Genomic DNA, 14,997 nt, shown 5'->3' with positions numbered 1-14,997 from the left:
CGGGGGACGTGCCCGGTTCGCCTGCGGGTCGGGTGGCTGCGTTGGATTCGCCGGCAGCCCGGCTTCAGTGAACGGGGCGATTCCGCCCCGCCGCTGGGGTTGCCTAGCGGGCAACCACCTCACGCGTCCTATAAGAACTCATTCTTAGGACCACCTCCTTTCCCGTGTACGGCAAAGGTAGGTCGCCGCCGGGAAGAATCAAAGTGATTTACACAGCACCCGCGGCGAACTGCGCGGCGTGCAGCCGCGCGAACGGTCCGCCGCGCTCGAGCAGGTCGGCATGGGAGCCCTGCTCGACGATCCGGCCGCCCTCCATCACCAGGATCAGGTCGGCGTCGCGGATGGTCGAGAGCCGGTGCGCGATGACGAACGACGTGCGGTCGGTCCGCAGCGCCGCCATCGCGTGCTGCAGCAGCAGCTCGGTGCGGGTGTCGACCGAGGAGGTCGCCTCGTCGAGGATCAGCAGCGCCGGCTGGGCGAGGAACGCCCGGGCGATGGTGATCAGCTGCCGCTCGCCGGCCGACAGGTTCGAGCCTTCGTCGTCGACGCGGGTGTCGTAGCCCTCGGGCAGGGAGTGCACGAAGCGGTCGACGTACGTCGCTCGCGCGGCCTCGCGGACCTCCTCGTCGGTCGCGTCCGGGCGGCCGTAGGCGATGTTGTCGCGGATGGTGCCCTCGAACAGCCAGGTGTCCTGGAGCACCATGCCGATCCGGCTGCGGAGGTCGGCGCGCGGCATCGCGGTGATGTCGACGCCGTCGAGGGTGATCCGTCCGCCGTCGAGCTCGTAGAACCGCATGATCAGGTTGACCAGCGTGGTCTTGCCGGCCCCGGTGGGACCGACGATCGCGACCGTCTCCCCCGGCCGTGCCACGAGCGACAGGTCCTCGATGAGCGGCTCGTCGGGGTCGTAGGAGAACGCGACGTGCTCGAACGCCACCTCGCCGCGGGTGGTCTCGGCACGCGGCGCGCGCAGACCGGTCGCTGCTCCTCGACCAGCGGAGACCTCCTCCTCGGCGTCGAGCAGCTCGAACACCCGCTCCGCCGAGGCGACACCGGACTGCAGCAGGTTGGTCATCGAGGCGATCTGGGTGATCGGCTGGGTGTACATCCGGGAGTACTGGATGAACGCCTGCACCTCCCCCAGCGTCATCGCGCCGCTGGTCACCCGCAGCCCGCCGACCACGGCGATCACGACGTAGTTGATGTTGCCGATGAACATCATCAGCGGCATCACCAGGCCGCTGACGAACTGGGCACGGAACGACGACTCGTAGAGCTCGCCGTTGGCCTCCGCGAACTCCGCCTCGACCGCCTGCCGACGACCGAAGACGGTCACCAGCGCGTGACCGGAGATGGCTTCTTCGACCTGACCGTTGAGCCGCCCGGTCTGCCGCCACTGGTTGATGAACTGGCTCTGCGACCGCTTCATGATCCGGCCGGTCACCACCATCGCGATCGGCACGGTGACCAGTGCGATCACGGCGAGCAGCGGAGAGACCCAGAACATCATCCCCAGCACGCCGACCACCATCATCAGCGACGTGAGCAGCTGGCTCATCGTCTGCTGGAGGTTCTGCGCGACGTTGTCGATGTCGTTGGTGACCCGGCTGAGCAGCTCCCCGCGCGGCTGGCGGTCGAAGTACGACAGCGGCAGCCGGTGGATCTTGTCCTCGACGTCGGACCGCATCCGGCGCACGGTCTCCTGCACGATGTCGTTGACGAGCCAGCCCTGCACGAAGCCGAGCAGCTGGCCCACGACGTAGATCGCCAGCGCCAGCAGCAGCACCTGGCCGACGTCGCCGAAGTCCACCCCCTGCCCGGGCACGATGTCGAGGCCGCTCAGGAAGTCGGCGAGCTGGTCGTCGCCGCGGTCCTCGGCGGCCTGCACCGCCTCGGCCTTGGTCGCGCCCTCGGGCAGCCGACCGCCGACGAACCCGTTGAACACCAGGTCGGTCGCCTTGCCGAGCAGGTACGGACCGACGACGACGGACGCGACGCTCCCCGCCGCCAGCAGGAGTACGGCGACCGCGTGCCAGCGCCGCGGCCGCAGCAGCCCGAGCAGCCGGCGACCCGACGCGCGGAAGTCGTGCGCCTTCTGGCCGACCATGCCGCCGCCCATCGGTCCGAGCCCGGGGCCGCCCTGACGGACGACCCGCTCGGTGCTCTTCATGGTCCCGGTCGTGGTGGTCACGCCGCCACCTCCGCGATCCCCTGGCTGGCGGCGATCTCCCGGTAGGTCGGGTTGTCCGCCAGCAGTTCCTCGTGCGTCCCGCGCCCGACGACCCGGCCGTCCTCGAGCACGATGATCTCGTCGGCGTCGCGGATGGTCGCGATGCGCTGGCCGACGATCACGACCGCGGCGTCACCGGTCGCGATCACCTCGGCCCGAAGCGCCGCCCGCAGCCGGGCGTCGGTGGCGACGTCGAGCGCCGAGAACGCGTCGTCGAAGAGGTAGATCTCCGGTCGTCGTACCAGCGTCCGGGCGATCGCGAGCCGCTGCCGCTGGCCGCCGGAGACGTTGGTGCCGCCCTGGACGATCGGCGCCCCGAGCTGTTCGGGCATCGCGCGAACGAAGTCGGTGGCCTGGGCGATCTCGAGGGCCCGCCAGAGCTCCTCGTCGGTGGCATCGGGGTTGCCGTAGCGCAGGTTGGAGGCGACGGTGCCGGTGAAGAGGAAGGCCCGCTGCGGCACCAGGCCGATGCGCGACCACAGCAGCTCCGGCTCGAGGTCGCGGACGTCGACGCCGTCGACGACGACCCGGCCGGCCGTCGCGTCCAGCAGCCGCGGCACCAGGTTGACCAGCGTCGTCTTGCCGGCGCCGGTCGAGCCGATCACCGCGACGGTGCGGCCGGGCCGCACGGTCAGCGAGATGCCGTCGAGGACGGGGGCCTCGGCGCCCGGGTAGGTGAAGCCGACGTCCTCGAGGTCGAGGTGGCCGGCGAGCGTCACCTCGCGCACCGGGTCGGTCGGCGGCGCGATGGTCGAGTCGGTGTCGAGCACCTCGGCGATCCGGTCGGCGCTGACCGAGGCCCGCGGCACCATCATCAGCATGAAGGTGCCCATCATCACCGACATCAGGATCTGCATCAGGTAGGCCAGGAACGCGGTCAACGCACCGACCTCCATCTGGCCGTTGTCGACGCGGTGGCCGCCGAACCAGATCACGCCGACGCTGGCGACGTTCGACACCGCCATCACCAGCGGGAACATGGCAGCCATCCACCGGCCGGCCTTCACGCCCATCGCGGTGAGGTCGTCGTTCGAGCGGGCGAACCGCTCGGTCTCGAGGGGCTCGCGCACGAAGGCGCGGACCACCCGGATGCCGGTGATCTGCTCCCGGAGCACCCGGTTGACGTCGTCGAGCCGCTCCTGGACCGCGCGGAACGCGGGGATCATCTGCGAGACCACGATGCCGATGCAGACCATCAGCACGGGTACGACGACGACCACCAGCCACGACAGCCCGAAGTCCTCGCGCATCGCCATCACGACGCCGCCGATCATCATGATCGGGATCGTGACGGCCATCAGGCAGGTCATCATCGCGAGCATCTGCACCTGCTGGACGTCGTTGGTCGCGCGCGTGATCAGCGAGGGCGCGCCGTACCGCCCGACCTCGCGGCTCGAGAACGTCCCGATCCGACTGAACACCGCGGCACGCAGGTCGCGGCCGCACGCCATCGCGGCCTGGCTGCCGTACCACGCCGACGCCATCGAGCACACGGCCTGCAGCAGCGAGACGGCGAGCATCACCCCGCCGATGCGGACGATGTAGCCGGTGTCGCCCTGCGCGATGCCGTTGTCGATGATGTCGGCGTTGAGGCTCGGCAGGTAGAGCATCGCGACCGTCGCGGTGAGCTGGAGCAGCACGATCGCGGTCAACCAGCCCTGGTACGGCGAGAGGTACTCGCGGAGCAGTCGGCGCAGCATCAGTCTCCGCTCCTCTCGACGCCGCGGAGCACGGTGTCGACGATCTGGTCGGGGGTGAGCAGATCGCCGTCGGCGATCTCCTGGTGGGAGCCGGCGAAGGTGAGCAGTCGCCAGACGTGCAGCACCTGCTCCGGTGGCAGCCGGAGGCGGTCGGCGTCGGGCTCGATGAGGGCCAGCAGACGTCGCCGTACCTCCTCCAGCCCGTGGACGATCTCGGGCCGGTCGTGCAGGTGTGCCGGCGGTCCGACCGCACCCACGGCGCGCATCAGCCCGAAGATCGCCAGGAACCGCTGCTGGAGGACGGCGGTCATCGCGAGCAGGCGGTCCCGCAGCGGGAGCCCGCGGTCGATCTCGTCGAGCCGCTGGAGCACGTCACCGGGCTCGAACGCGCGGGCGATCGTGGCGTCGACGAGCTCGTCCTTGGAGGAGAAGACGCGGAAGATCGTCCCTTCCGCGACGTCGGCCGCCTCCGCGATCAACCGCGTCGTGACCGCCCGGCCGTGCTGGTAGAGCAGCGGCCGGGTGACCGTGATCAAGGCTTCGCGCCGCTCCTCCGGCGACATCGGCCGGGCCCGGCCCCGTCGCTGCTCCGTCATGATCGCCAGCATAAGTGAGTGAGCGCTCACTCACAACCGCTTTCCGCGTAGGATCCGCCCATGACCGTCGAGATCCGGGAGGGCGACTCCTCGCTGCAGGAGGCGTTCGTGCAGCTGAAGCTCGCGCGGTCGCCCCGGACCCACCGTTCGCAGGCCGAGTGGGTGTTCGTGCACTCCGAGGACCTGGACCTGTTCGAGACGCGGGCGGCGTTCATCGGCGACGAGCTGGTCGGCTGGGCGAGCACCGTCCACGGCACCTGGTTCCCGCCCGACATCGCGATGATCCACGTCACCGTGGCCCGCGCCCACGAGCGCAAGGGCGCCGGCGGGGCGCTCTTCCGGGCGATGGTCGACCACCTCCCCGACCACGTCACCACGATCGGCACCGCCGTCGACGACGCCGAGGACGACTCGCTCGCGATCGCGCGCGGCTGGGGCTTCCAGGTCACCCAGCACGGCGTCGAGTCCGAGCTCCCCCTGGTCGACCTGCCGGCACCCGACCCCGGACCGGGAGTGACCCTCGAGGACGTGTCGTCGCTGCGATTCCCCGACGAGGACGCGGTCGAGGCGATGCTCGTCGACAGCCAGACCAACCCGGAGGCGGCCGAGGGGTTCGTCAGTCGGCTGGAGAACTACCGCCGTACCGCCGCAGGCGTCGACACGCCGCTCGCCGCGCTCGCCCGGGTCGACGGAGAGCCCGCCGCGATCATCGTCGGCGAGGTCAAGGACGGCGTGCTCGGCATCGCCTACACCGGCGTGGGCCGGTCCTTCCGCGGCCGTGGCCTGGCCTTCTCGCTCAAGCAGCTCGGCCACCTGCTCGCCGCCGAGAAGGGTGCCACCGTCTGCCACACCATGAACGAGGCGAGCAACGCCGGCATCCGCCACGTCAACGCGAAGCTCGGCTACCGCGTCATCGGCGGGGTCTACCGGTTGCGGCGGGCGAGGTAGTCCCTGACGAAAAGCACCTCGATCCCGCGATTTCGGGTGCTTTTCGTCAGGGACTATCCGCTCTCAGCCGCCCAGCGCTGCCGGCAGGTCGCTGCCGGGCAGGACGGGGACGAGCAGCCGGGCGCCGTCGGGGCCGCCGACGCGGATCGAGTGCAGCGCGGGCAGCGACAGCGGCGAGGCCAGGGAGGTTCCGACGATCGTCAGGCGGATCCGGTGGCCGGCCTCGAACCGGTTGCCGACCGGCCAGAGCTCGACCTTGTAGTCGCGCACCTGCAGGGGCTTCGCGGGCTGCTGGTTCGTGTAGTCGCCGTACGGCTGCACGATCGTGCCCTGGTCGTCCTTGAGCGACTTGCTCTCGGCCACGCCGGGGTACGACGTCGACAGCCGGCCGACCGTGAGCGGGTGCGAGCTGCCGTCCGGGGCGACGTCGGAGAGGACGACCCAGATCCCGCTGCCGGGCGTCGTGGTCGACAGCGGCACCTCGAACGACAGCGGGCCGGCCAGGTCGACGTCGCTCCCCAGCGACCCGGTCGTGTAGGTCAGCCCCGTGAGCCCGGCGAGCGTGTCCTGGTTGAGGAGCGGGAGCTGGCCGGTGAGCAGGTCGAGGCCGGCGGCGCCGACGATCGCGGCGTTCGGCACGTCGGTCATGGTCGGGATCGACGGCACCGTCGCGTACCGCTGGGTGGAGGTCTGGGCCGGACGGGTCAGCGAGAGCGACCGGTCGGACGCCAGGTTGAGCGGCACCCACTCGGTCCCGGGCACCGGCCAGTCCGCGGCGTCGCGGCGCAGGACATCACCCCGCAGGTAGTCGATGCGGTCGCCCTGCGACATCAGCAGCTGCACCCGCGGGTGGGTCTCCACGCCGTTGTCGACCCCGAGCACGTGGTGGTCGAGCCAGGCCTTCGCCTCGGCGACGCCACCGTCGGTGCCGGCCGGGTAGCCGTCGTGGGCGCCTGCCAGCAGCAGATGAGCGCCGTCGTCACGAAGCGCCCGGTAGGCCTCGAACGCGCCGCGGGACTCCACGTCGAAGAACCCGTCGATGAGCAGCACCGGGATGTCGTTGGCGTCGCCGCGCCAGCCGCGCTCCTGCCACCAGGCGTCGAGCGAGGGGTGCGCGAGGCCGGCGTTGACGCCGGTGGAGAACATGCCGGAGAACGCGTCGAGCACCGACTGCGGGTCGGTGACCCGGTCGGCGCCCTGGAGGACGAGCGGCGCGCCGATGAGGCCGAGCACGCCGGCGCCGGGCAGCAGGTTCTGGATGCCGCCGGGCACCAGCAGGTCGCGGTAGAGCTCGTGGGTGCCGGAGCGGGTCACGGCGGCCTCGACGCACGGCAGCTCCTGGTGCCAGCTGTTGAAGAGCATGATCGCGCTGGCCGAGAAACCCGCGAGCGCGAGCCGGCCGTCGCTGAACGGCTCCGCGCACGCCCACTCCAGCACCTCGACCACGTCGCGCTGGGTGCGCGGCCCGAGCGCGTCGAACGAGCCACGGCTCGAGCCGGTGCCGCGGATCTGCACGAGCAGGTAGTTGTAGTCGGGGCCGAAGGAGAAGGTCTGGGAGTTGTTGCCGTACGGCGAGAACTCGACGACCGTCGGCCGCGCCTCGACCGGTCCCTGGCTGGTGAGGGTGGTGCGGAGGGCGACGCCGTCGGCGGTGGTGAAGTCCTGCTGGACGACGACCGGCTCCGGGTCGACGGCACGGGCGTCGGTCGCGGCCGTCGCGAGGAGCGAGGCTGCCAGCGCAGCGGCCGAGGTCAGGCAACCCAACAGCCGCGTCGTGCGTCGTACATCCATGAAGAGCAGAACGAGACGTCCAGGCACCGGTTACCCGCCTCGGATGATTTCGGTCACTTCGCTGTAACGAACCGATGAAACTCCCCACCACCCGTGGCCTCGGACGCCTACCGTTCTCCTACGGGAGGGAACCCACTCGAAGGCCTGCCCGAAAATGAGCTCCGCGATCACCTCTTCCGGTCGAGAGACGCTGCGACGGCTCCGCAGCGCGTCCCGCCACGCCGACCGCCCGACGCCGGACCCGGTCGCTGCCTGGGAGCTGGACCCGGACGGCACGACGCCCACCCTGCGCACCGACGACCTGCCGGCGCTCACCCTGGCGGACCTGGTCGCGACCTCGCCGCTCCCGGCGGTCGCCGCGCTCAGTGCCCTGCGCGACGTGGCCGCCACCCTCGACGCGGTCTACGCCACGGGCGTCGGCCACGGCGACCTGCGCCCGGCGACGGTCCTCGTCCTCCCCGACGGCCGGGCCGCCCTCGCCCGCCCCGACGCTCCGCCGACCGTGAAGCGCAACGGCCGCGGTCGCGCGCGGCAGGAGGACAACCACGCGTTCGCGGAGCTCGCCGCGGCCCTGCTCACCGACCCGCCCGGCGCTGCGGCCGCCGTGCTCGCCGACGCGCTGGAGGGAGACCTCAGCCGGCGCCCAGCGCCCCACGCCCTGCTCGAGTCGCTCGCCGAGGTGCCGACAGAGTCCTGGACGTCGACCCTCCGTCCGCTGGTCGAGGTCGAGCGACTCGATCCCGAGCCGCTCGAGCCCGAGCCGCTCGAGCGACCGGAAGTCATCCGGCTCGGCAGCTGGCCGGCGTCGATGCCCGCGACCTTCGCCGCCCCGCCCGAGCCCGCGGTCCCGCTCCGCTTCATCCCCGACGGCGTCGAGGAGCGGCAGCGGCAGCGCCCGCCGACGCGCGACCGGACGCTGGTCCGCAAGGTGATGGAGCCGTTCGTCGTGCTGGCCGGTTTCGTGCTGGTCGCCGCCGGGGCCGGCGGCGGCGCCTTCCTCCTGCTGTCGCCGAGCAGCTCGGCGGGCGACCCCGGCGCGACGACGCCGCAGGTGCGGCGCGCCGCGGTCTCGGTCACCCCACCGCACGCCCAGTGCCCGCACGCGTCGATGCACGTCGCGATCACGATCGTGGTCGACGGCGGCGAGGGCGACCTCCAGGTGCGGTGGCGACTGCCCGACGGCCGGGTCGCCCACAGCCAGACGGTCTCGGTCGACGACGGCGACGACACGCTGCGGGCGGCGTTCGACCTGACCTTCGCCGGCAACGACTCCGTCGTCGGCGACGTGGTCGCCATCATCAGTCCGGTCGGCGTCCGGGCCTCGGCGCCGATCCGGTACGTCTGCCCGACCGAGCGGCGGAACCCGGACCGGGCGACCGCGGCCTGACCGACGGGTAGCCGCCTCGGCTCAGGGGGCGAGCCGGTCGATCTCCCAGCCGGACGCCGTGCGGCGGTAGCGGATCCGGTCGTGCAGCCGCGCGAACCGGCCCTGCCAGAACTCGAAGCTCTCCGGTCGCACCCGGTAGCCGCCCCAGGTCGGGGGCACCGGGACCTCGCCCTCGCCGTACCGCTCCTCCGCCTCCGCGTAGCGGGCGGTGAGCTCGTCCCGGCCGGCGACGACCTGGGACTGCGGCGAGGCGTGGGCGGCGAGCTGGGCGCCGCGCGGGCGGGAGGCGAAGTACGACGCGACCTCGGCGTCGCTCAACCGCGACGCCACCCCCTCGACGCGGACCTGCCGCTCGAGCGGGTGCCAGGGGAAGAGCAGCGCACAGCGCGGCTCGTGGGCGAGGTCGTCGCCCTTGCGGGAGGCGGTGTTGGTGAAGAACGCGAACCCGCCGTCGGCGCCGGCGCTGTCGTCGGTCAGCCCCTTGAGCAGCACCGTTCGCGCGGCCGGCCGGCCGTCAGGCGAGACGGTCGCGACGATCATCGCGTTCGGCTCGTGCACGGGGGCGGCCTGGGCGTCGGCGAACCATCGGCGGAACATCGCGAACGGGTCCGGGTCCGCCCCGTCCTCGGTCAGCCCGACCTCGCCGTACTCCCTGCGCAGGGCTGCAAGATCGCTCTCGTCGACACCGGCCATGGGCCGAACCTAGTCGGTGCGGCAGAATGCCGGTGATTCTGCGAGCGAAGGAGATGCGATGCCTGAGGTACACCACGGACTGGAGGGCGTCGTCGCGTTCGAGACGCAGATCGCCGAGCCCGACAAGGAGGGCTCCGCGCTCCGCTACCGCGGGGTCGACATCGAGGATCTTGTCGGTCGGGTGCCGTTCGAGAACGTCTGGGGCCTGCTGATCGACGGCAAGTACACCCCCGGCCTGCCGCCGGCCGAGCCGTTCTCGCTGCCGGTGCACACCGGCGACGTGCGGGTCGACCTCCAGGCTGCGATCGCGATGCTCGCGCCGGCTTTCGGGATCCGCTACACCTACGACTCGGAGCCGGAGAAGGTGCGCGAGGACCTGGCCCGCGCGGCCGTCATGGTGCTGGCGTACGCCGGCCAGTCGGCCCGCGACATCCACGAGCCGGTCGTGCCCCAGCGGCTCGTCGACGAGGGCAAGACCCTCGCGGAGAAGTTCCTGATCCGGTGGCGCGGCGAGGCCGACCCCAAGCACGCCCACGCCATCGACGCCTACTGGTCCTCGGCCGCCGAGCACGGCATGAACGCCTCGACGTTCACCGCTCGCGTCATCACCTCGACCGGCGCCGACGTCGCCGCCGCCCTGTCCGGGGCGATCGGCGCGATGAGCGGCCCACTCCACGGCGGCGCCCCCTCCCGGGTGCTCGGGATGATCGAGGACGTCGAGAAGTCCGGCGACGCCAGCGCGTACGTGAAGAACCTGCTCGACTCCGGCGAGCGGCTGATGGGCTTCGGCCACCGCGTCTACCGGGCCGAGGACCCGCGCGCGCGCGTCCTGCGTCGTACGGCGAAGGAGCTGGGCGCGCCGCGCTACGAGGTGGCCGAAGCGCTGGAGAAGGCCGCCCTCGCCGAGCTCCGCGAGCGCCGCCCCGACCGGGTGCTCGAGACCAACGTCGAGTTCTGGGCCGCGATCGTCCTCGACTTCGCCGAGGTCCCGGCCCACATGTTCACCTCGATGTTCACCTGCGCCCGCACCGGCGGCTGGTCCGCTCACATCCTCGAGCAGAAGCTCACCGGCCGCCTGATCCGCCCGTCTGCCGTCTACACCGGCCCCGCCGCCCGCGGCGCCGACACCGTCGAGGGCTGGAACCCCGACTGGACCTGACGTCGAATCGGGTCTCGTGGCGGGTTGAATCGGGTCTTGTGGTGGGTTGATTCGTCCCTTGTGGTGGGTTGAATCCTCCCTTGTGGTCGGTTGATTCGTCGCTTGTGGTGGGTTGATTCGTCGCTGTCGCCCACCTGGCACCACGAGGGACGACTCAACGGTCACAAGAGACGAATCAACCCACCACGACAGACGATTCGACCCGCCACGAGAGACGAATCAACGGCGGGAGGAGAACCAGGTGGTCTCGCCGCGGGCGGCGCGGCGGGTGAGGGAGATGTGGACGTGGTCGCGGTGGCGCAGGGTCGGTGAGCAGGTGCGGACCCGGCGGCAGCCGGAGCTGAGGTAGGGCTCGGGGTCGTACCGGTCCCAGGCCGAGTAGATCTCGTCGTTCCAGATGACGTACATGATGCCCATCCGGCGGGCGCGGGCGTGCTCGTTGCCGGCGCGGTCGGTGGCGAACAGGTCGTCGAGGAGCGCCCGGACCCGCTGGCGGTCGGCGCGGTTCGTCACCGAGACGGTCCAGTCGAACGCGCGGCCCTCGTTGTGCTCCGACGAGCCGCGGCCGTGGCAGCGTCGGAGGACTCCGCCGAACCCGCCGCCGTACTTCCGCACGACCCACCGGCCGAGCGCGACCGTCCCCGGCTTCGACTTGGCCGCGCAGCGCGAGGCGGGCTGGTAGGACGGATAGTCCTCGATCGGGGCCGGTCCGGCAGCAGCGGGACCCAGGCCGACGGCGAGGACCGTCACGAGGGTGAGCAGGGGGGCATGGAGGCGTCGGACGTTCATCAGGCGGCCCACCGTAGGTCGGCGCCTCGGGCCCGTCCGCGGAACGCGGAGAGTCAGTACGAAAGGCCGGACTCGATAGCCCAGACGACCAGCTGAGCACGGTCGCGCGCACCTAGCTTCACCATCGCCCGGCTGACGTGGGTGCGCACGGTGTCGGGGCTGACGACCAGCTCGTCCGCGATCTCGACGTTCGACCGCCCGGTGGCGACCCAGCCGAGGATCTCCCGTTCCCGCTCGGTGAGGTCGCCGAGCCGCGGGTGCGGCCTGGTGGCGGGCCGAGAGCCGAAGTGCTCGATCACCGTCCGCGTCACCGACGGCGCCAGCAGGGACCCGCCGTCCGCGACGACGCGGATCGCGTCGAGCAGGTCACCGGGCTCGGCGTCCTTGAGCAGGAAGCCGCTGGCGCCGTGGCGGAGCGCCTCGAAGACGTACTCGTCGAGCTCGAACGTCGTCAGCATCACCACTCGCACGTCGGCGAGGTCCGGGTCCGCGGTGACGTCGGCGAGCAGCTCCAGACCGTCGCGCACGGGCATCCGGATGTCGCAGAGCACCACGTCAGGATGAGTACGACGCAGCATGCCGAGCGCTTCCCGCCCGTCCCCTGCCTCACCCGCCAGCTCGAGGTCCGCCTCGGCGTCGATCAGGGTCGCCAGTCCCATCCGGACCAGCGGCTGGTCGTCGACGAGCGCTACTTTGATCGTTCCCCGGGAGCTCATGCCGGTAGCTCTGCGACGACCTCGAACCCACCCGCCGCCGCGGGCCCGACCCGCAACCAACCGCCCACCCGCTCGACCCGGGACCGCATCCCGCTGATGCCCATGCCCTCATCCTGCACGGCGCCGCCGCGCCCGTCGTCCCGCACGGTGAGCACCAGCCGGTCATCGCGGCGCTCCCACTCCACGACCGCGGCGGTGGCGCCGGAGTGCCGGAGCACGTTGGTGAGCGCCTCCTGGGCGACGAAGTAGGCGACCTCGCCGACGGCGGGCGCGACCTCGTGGACGAGGGGTGTGACCTCGGCGGCGTCGAGCCGCAGGCCCGTCGCGCGGACGCGGTCGAAGAGGGCGGGGAGGTCGGCGAGGCCCGCACCGGGTCGGCGCGGGGCGCCGGTGGACATCACGGCGAGCTGGGAGCGGAGCGCCTCGAGCGACTCCTTGCTGGTCGCGCGGATCGCCTCCAGGCTGGCGCGGGCCCTGGCCGGGTCGCGGTCGAGGACGTGCAGGGCCGCTCCGGCCTGCATCGCGATCACCGCGAGACCGTGGCCGACGCCGTCGTGGAGGTCCTGGGCCATCCGCAGCCGTTCCTCGCTCACGGCGCGCTGCTGACGATCCGCCTGCGCCGCCCTGCGGGTTCGCGCACTGATCCCGACGGCGACCGCTGCGGCGATGAGGGCGCCCACGCCGAAGGACTGCCAGAAGCTGATGTCGACCTCGGACTCCCGGAGCCCTCGCAGGAGCAGCCCGGCCCACACCAGGACGCCGGAGGCCGCGACGGACAGCACGACCCGCCGCACGTCGTACGCCAGGGAGGCGAGGAGCGCGGCGACCGGGATCGTGAAGAAGACCGGTCCGTTGTCACCGCCCGCGGCGAAGTAGGAGCCCGCGACCAGCCCGTTGACGACCACCGCTCCCGGTGCCCGCTCGACGACGAACAGCGTCAGCGCGCTGAGGATGCCGAGGGCGATCGGCAACGGCTGGCCGAGGTTGGTCCCGATCGAGCCAGCGGTCACGACGAGGACCAGGGGCAGCAGCCACCAACGGCGCAGGAGCAAGGAGAGATCCATGACTCGAACGTAGGCGGACCCGTCGCCCGTGACGTACACCTGCAGGCGGCACTGTCGTACGCAGACCTGCGTAGCCCGGAGCCGCGCGACGGCGGACGCGTCCGGACCCCGCCGGCGGCACGGTGGACCCATGAACACGACCCACTCACCGGTGGTCGCCACCGAAGCGCTGACGAAGACGTACGGCGACCGCGTCGCCGTCGACCGCGTCAGCATGACCGTGCAGCGCGGCGAGGTGTACGGCTTCCTCGGCCCCAACGGGGCAGGGAAGACCACCACGCTGCGGATGTTGCTCGGCCTGGTCCGGCCCACCGCCGGCACGGCCAGCATCGACGTCGACCGCGTCGGCGCCCTCATCGAGGGCCCCGGCTTCCACCCCTACCTCTCCGGGCGCGACAACCTGCGCACGATGGCCCGCTACCGCGGCTTCCCCGACAGCGAGGTCGACCGCGTCCTCGAGCGGGTCGACCTCGCCGGCCGCGGGGCCGACAAGTACAAGGGCTACTCCCTCGGCATGAAGCAGCGCCTCGGGGTCGGGGCCGCGCTGATGGGCGACCCCGCGCTGATCGTGCTCGACGAGCCGACCAACGGGCTCGACCCGGCGGGCATGGCCGACATGCGCGCCCTGGTCGTCGACCTGGCCCGCGGCGGCCAGACCGTGCTGCTCTCCAGCCACCTGCTGGCCGAGGTGCAGGAGATCTGCGACCGGGTCGGCGTCATCGACCACGGCACCCTGCTGCTGGAGTCGACGGTCGCCGAGATGCGGGGCGGGTCGTCGCTGCACGTGCGGGCCACCCCGGAGCCAGCGGCCCTCACGGTGGCGATGCGGCTCGCCGGCGACGACGGCGTACGGCGTACGCACGACGGACTCTCGCTCGACCTGCCGGCCGACGCCGCTCCCCACGTCACCCGCGAGCTCGTGGCCGCCGGCATCGACGTCCACGAGATCACCCACACCGAGCGGAGCCTGGAGGAGGTCTTCTTCGAGATGACCGCCGGCGCCGCGACCCTCCCCGAGAAGGAGCCCCTGTCATGAGCACGCCCACTGCGACCATCGCCACGACCCGGGCCGAGCTGCTCCGGCTGCGCAAGTGGCCCGCCGTCTGGATCACTCTCGGCTCGTGGCTCGCGCTGAGCCTGATGTTCGGCTACCTCTTCACCTACCTGTCCTACGCGAGCGGCGACAACACGTTCGCCAGCGAGGGCGCGACCAAGGAGTCACTGCTCGCCGAGATGATGCCCGTCAACGTGCCCGACGTGTTCCTGCAGGGCATGCCGATGTTCGGCGGCGCGCTGATGATGGTGCTCGGCGCGATCGTGGCCGGCAACGGCTACGGGTGGGGCACCTGGAAGACGATCTTCTCGCTCGGCGCGCAGCGCACCGGGGCGGTGCTCGGCTCGATCGCCGCCCTGACCTGCTTCGTCGTGGCGACCCTGGCCGTCTCGCTCGGCTTCGACCTCGGGCTGTCGCTGCTCGTGGCGACGACCGAGTCGCAGGACGTCGTGCTGCCCGCGCTCGGCTCCACCCTGGAGTCCCTCGGCGTCGGCTTCCTGGTGCTGGAGATGTGGGCGCTGGTGGGCTACCTGCTCGGCACCGTGGCCCGCGGCCCGGCCCTCTCGGTCGGCCTCGGACTGGTCTGGTCGCTCGTCGTCGAGAACCTGCTGCGCGGCGTCGGCCAGCTCCTCGACTGGGTCGACGCCCTGACGATGGTGCTCCCCGGCACTGCCGCCGGCTCCCTCGTCGGCTCGCTGGTCGGCGTCCAGGAGGGCGGCGACGGCACGCCCGGCGTCCTCGACACCGTCGACGGCCCCCAGGCGGCCATCACCGTCGCGTGCTACATCGTGCTCGCGATCGTCGTCAGCGTGGTCGTCGTACGGCGGCGGGACGTGGCCTGAGCCGAGTCCGCGGTCCCGGTGGTTGTAG

Annotated in this window: 13 protein-coding genes; 5 read left to right on the top strand and 8 right to left on the bottom strand. The window is 71.8% G+C overall.

Annotation, left to right across the window (positions count from 1 at the left end):
• Positions 1 to 208: 208 nt before the first annotated feature.
• The 3 genes from DJ010_RS16115 to DJ010_RS16105 are packed head-to-tail and all read right to left on the bottom strand — an operon-like array spanning position 209 to position 4,526.
• A complete protein-coding gene (locus DJ010_RS16115) occupies positions 209 to 2,170 on the bottom strand; it encodes an ABC transporter ATP-binding protein (protein ID WP_109695703.1) in 1,962 nt (653 codons plus the stop codon).
• Between the two features lie 17 nt (positions 2,171 to 2,187).
• On the bottom strand, positions 2,188 to 3,930 hold the full coding sequence (locus DJ010_RS16110) for an ABC transporter ATP-binding protein (protein ID WP_109695575.1): 1,743 nt from the start codon (positions 3,928 to 3,930) through the stop codon (positions 2,188 to 2,190).
• Positions 3,930 to 4,526, bottom strand: a complete 597-nt coding sequence (locus DJ010_RS16105) for a TetR/AcrR family transcriptional regulator (RefSeq protein ID WP_109695701.1) — start codon at positions 4,524 to 4,526, stop codon at positions 3,930 to 3,932. The genes DJ010_RS16110 and DJ010_RS16105 overlap by 1 nt, the downstream gene beginning before the upstream one ends.
• Before the next feature lie 60 nt (positions 4,527 to 4,586).
• Between DJ010_RS16105 and DJ010_RS16100 the strand changes: the two genes are divergently transcribed.
• Positions 4,587 to 5,474, top strand: coding sequence for a GNAT family N-acetyltransferase (locus DJ010_RS16100; protein WP_109695573.1), 888 nt, complete (start codon positions 4,587 to 4,589; stop codon positions 5,472 to 5,474).
• Positions 5,475 to 5,537: 63 nt separating this feature from the next.
• Here the strand turns inward: DJ010_RS16100 and DJ010_RS16095 are convergent, their stop codons facing one another.
• Positions 5,538 to 7,292 carry a CocE/NonD family hydrolase gene (locus tag DJ010_RS16095; protein WP_146207373.1) on the bottom strand — a complete coding sequence of 585 codons (1,755 nt, stop codon included), beginning with the start codon at positions 7,290 to 7,292 and terminating at the stop codon, positions 5,538 to 5,540.
• 127 nt (positions 7,293 to 7,419) lie between these two features.
• On the opposite strand from DJ010_RS16095, the gene DJ010_RS16090 reads away from it, so the two are divergent.
• Positions 7,420 to 8,652, top strand: coding sequence for a protein kinase family protein (locus tag DJ010_RS16090; protein ID WP_109695569.1), 1,233 nt, complete (start codon positions 7,420 to 7,422; stop codon positions 8,650 to 8,652).
• A 21-nt stretch (positions 8,653 to 8,673) separates the two neighbouring features.
• Here DJ010_RS16090 and pdxH read toward each other — a convergent pair whose 3' ends face one another.
• Complete coding sequence (pdxH, locus tag DJ010_RS16085) at positions 8,674 to 9,345, bottom strand: pyridoxamine 5'-phosphate oxidase (protein WP_109695566.1); 672 nt, start codon at positions 9,343 to 9,345, stop codon at positions 8,674 to 8,676.
• Positions 9,346 to 9,403: 58 nt separating this feature from the next.
• On the opposite strand from pdxH, the gene DJ010_RS16080 reads away from it, so the two are divergent.
• The gene (locus DJ010_RS16080; RefSeq protein WP_109695563.1) at positions 9,404 to 10,504 is read left to right on the top strand and encodes a citrate synthase 2; all 1,101 of its coding nucleotides are present in this window, start codon (positions 9,404 to 9,406) and stop codon (positions 10,502 to 10,504) included.
• A 219-nt stretch (positions 10,505 to 10,723) separates the two neighbouring features.
• Here the strand turns inward: DJ010_RS16080 and DJ010_RS16075 are convergent, their stop codons facing one another.
• From DJ010_RS16075 to DJ010_RS16065, 3 genes are read right to left on the bottom strand one after another with little or no spacing between them, the layout of a single operon-like run.
• Positions 10,724 to 11,293 carry a VldE C-terminal domain-containing protein gene (locus tag DJ010_RS16075; protein ID WP_146207372.1) on the bottom strand — a complete coding sequence of 190 codons (570 nt, stop codon included), beginning with the start codon at positions 11,291 to 11,293 and terminating at the stop codon, positions 10,724 to 10,726.
• 53 nt (positions 11,294 to 11,346) lie between these two features.
• A complete protein-coding gene (locus DJ010_RS16070; RefSeq protein WP_109695559.1) occupies positions 11,347 to 12,009 on the bottom strand; it encodes a response regulator in 663 nt (220 codons plus the stop codon).
• Positions 12,006 to 13,073, bottom strand: coding sequence for a sensor histidine kinase (locus DJ010_RS16065; RefSeq protein WP_158283031.1), 1,068 nt, complete (start codon positions 13,071 to 13,073; stop codon positions 12,006 to 12,008). Before DJ010_RS16065 ends, DJ010_RS16070 begins: the two co-directional genes overlap by 4 nt.
• Positions 13,074 to 13,203: 130 nt before the next feature.
• On the opposite strand from DJ010_RS16065, the gene DJ010_RS16060 reads away from it, so the two are divergent.
• Entirely contained in the window at positions 13,204 to 14,109 is a 906-nt protein-coding gene (locus DJ010_RS16060; RefSeq protein WP_109695699.1) for an ABC transporter ATP-binding protein, read from the top strand.
• Entirely contained in the window at positions 14,106 to 14,969 is an 864-nt protein-coding gene (locus DJ010_RS16055) for an ABC transporter permease (protein ID WP_109695555.1), read from the top strand. The genes DJ010_RS16060 and DJ010_RS16055 overlap by 4 nt, the downstream gene beginning before the upstream one ends.
• Positions 14,970 to 14,997: the final 28 nt, after the last annotated feature.

It is taken from the genome of Nocardioides silvaticus (assembly GCF_003160695.1).
Lineage (GTDB): Bacteria > Actinomycetota > Actinomycetes > Propionibacteriales > Nocardioidaceae > Nocardioides > Nocardioides silvaticus.
Note: the sequence above shows the minus strand (reverse complement) of the source record. Positions and strands in the feature narration are given on the sequence as shown.

Bases quoted from the DNA above. Each gene is read 5' to 3' on its own strand.
- DJ010_RS16115 (WP_109695703.1), bottom strand. From the start codon at position 2,170: ATGAAGAGCACCGAGCGGGTCGTCCGTCAGGGCGGCCCCGGGCTCGGA.
- DJ010_RS16110 (WP_109695575.1), bottom strand. From the start codon at position 3,930: ATGCTGCGCCGACTGCTCCGCGAGTACCTCTCGCCGTACCAGGGCTGG.
- DJ010_RS16105 (WP_109695701.1), bottom strand. From the start codon at position 4,526: ATGACGGAGCAGCGACGGGGCCGGGCCCGGCCGATGTCGCCGGAGGAG.
- DJ010_RS16100 (WP_109695573.1), top strand. From the start codon at position 4,587: ATGACCGTCGAGATCCGGGAGGGCGACTCCTCGCTGCAGGAGGCGTTC.
- DJ010_RS16090 (WP_109695569.1), top strand. From the start codon at position 7,420: ATGAGCTCCGCGATCACCTCTTCCGGTCGAGAGACGCTGCGACGGCTC.
- pdxH (WP_109695566.1), bottom strand. From the start codon at position 9,345: ATGGCCGGTGTCGACGAGAGCGATCTTGCAGCCCTGCGCAGGGAGTAC.
- DJ010_RS16080 (WP_109695563.1), top strand. From the start codon at position 9,404: ATGCCTGAGGTACACCACGGACTGGAGGGCGTCGTCGCGTTCGAGACG.
- DJ010_RS16075 (WP_146207372.1), bottom strand. From the start codon at position 11,293: ATGAACGTCCGACGCCTCCATGCCCCCCTGCTCACCCTCGTGACGGTC.
- DJ010_RS16070 (WP_109695559.1), bottom strand. From the start codon at position 12,009: ATGAGCTCCCGGGGAACGATCAAAGTAGCGCTCGTCGACGACCAGCCG.
- DJ010_RS16065 (WP_158283031.1), bottom strand. From the start codon at position 13,073: ATGGATCTCTCCTTGCTCCTGCGCCGTTGGTGGCTGCTGCCCCTGGTC.
- DJ010_RS16060 (WP_109695699.1), top strand. From the start codon at position 13,204: ATGAACACGACCCACTCACCGGTGGTCGCCACCGAAGCGCTGACGAAG.
- DJ010_RS16055 (WP_109695555.1), top strand. From the start codon at position 14,106: ATGAGCACGCCCACTGCGACCATCGCCACGACCCGGGCCGAGCTGCTC.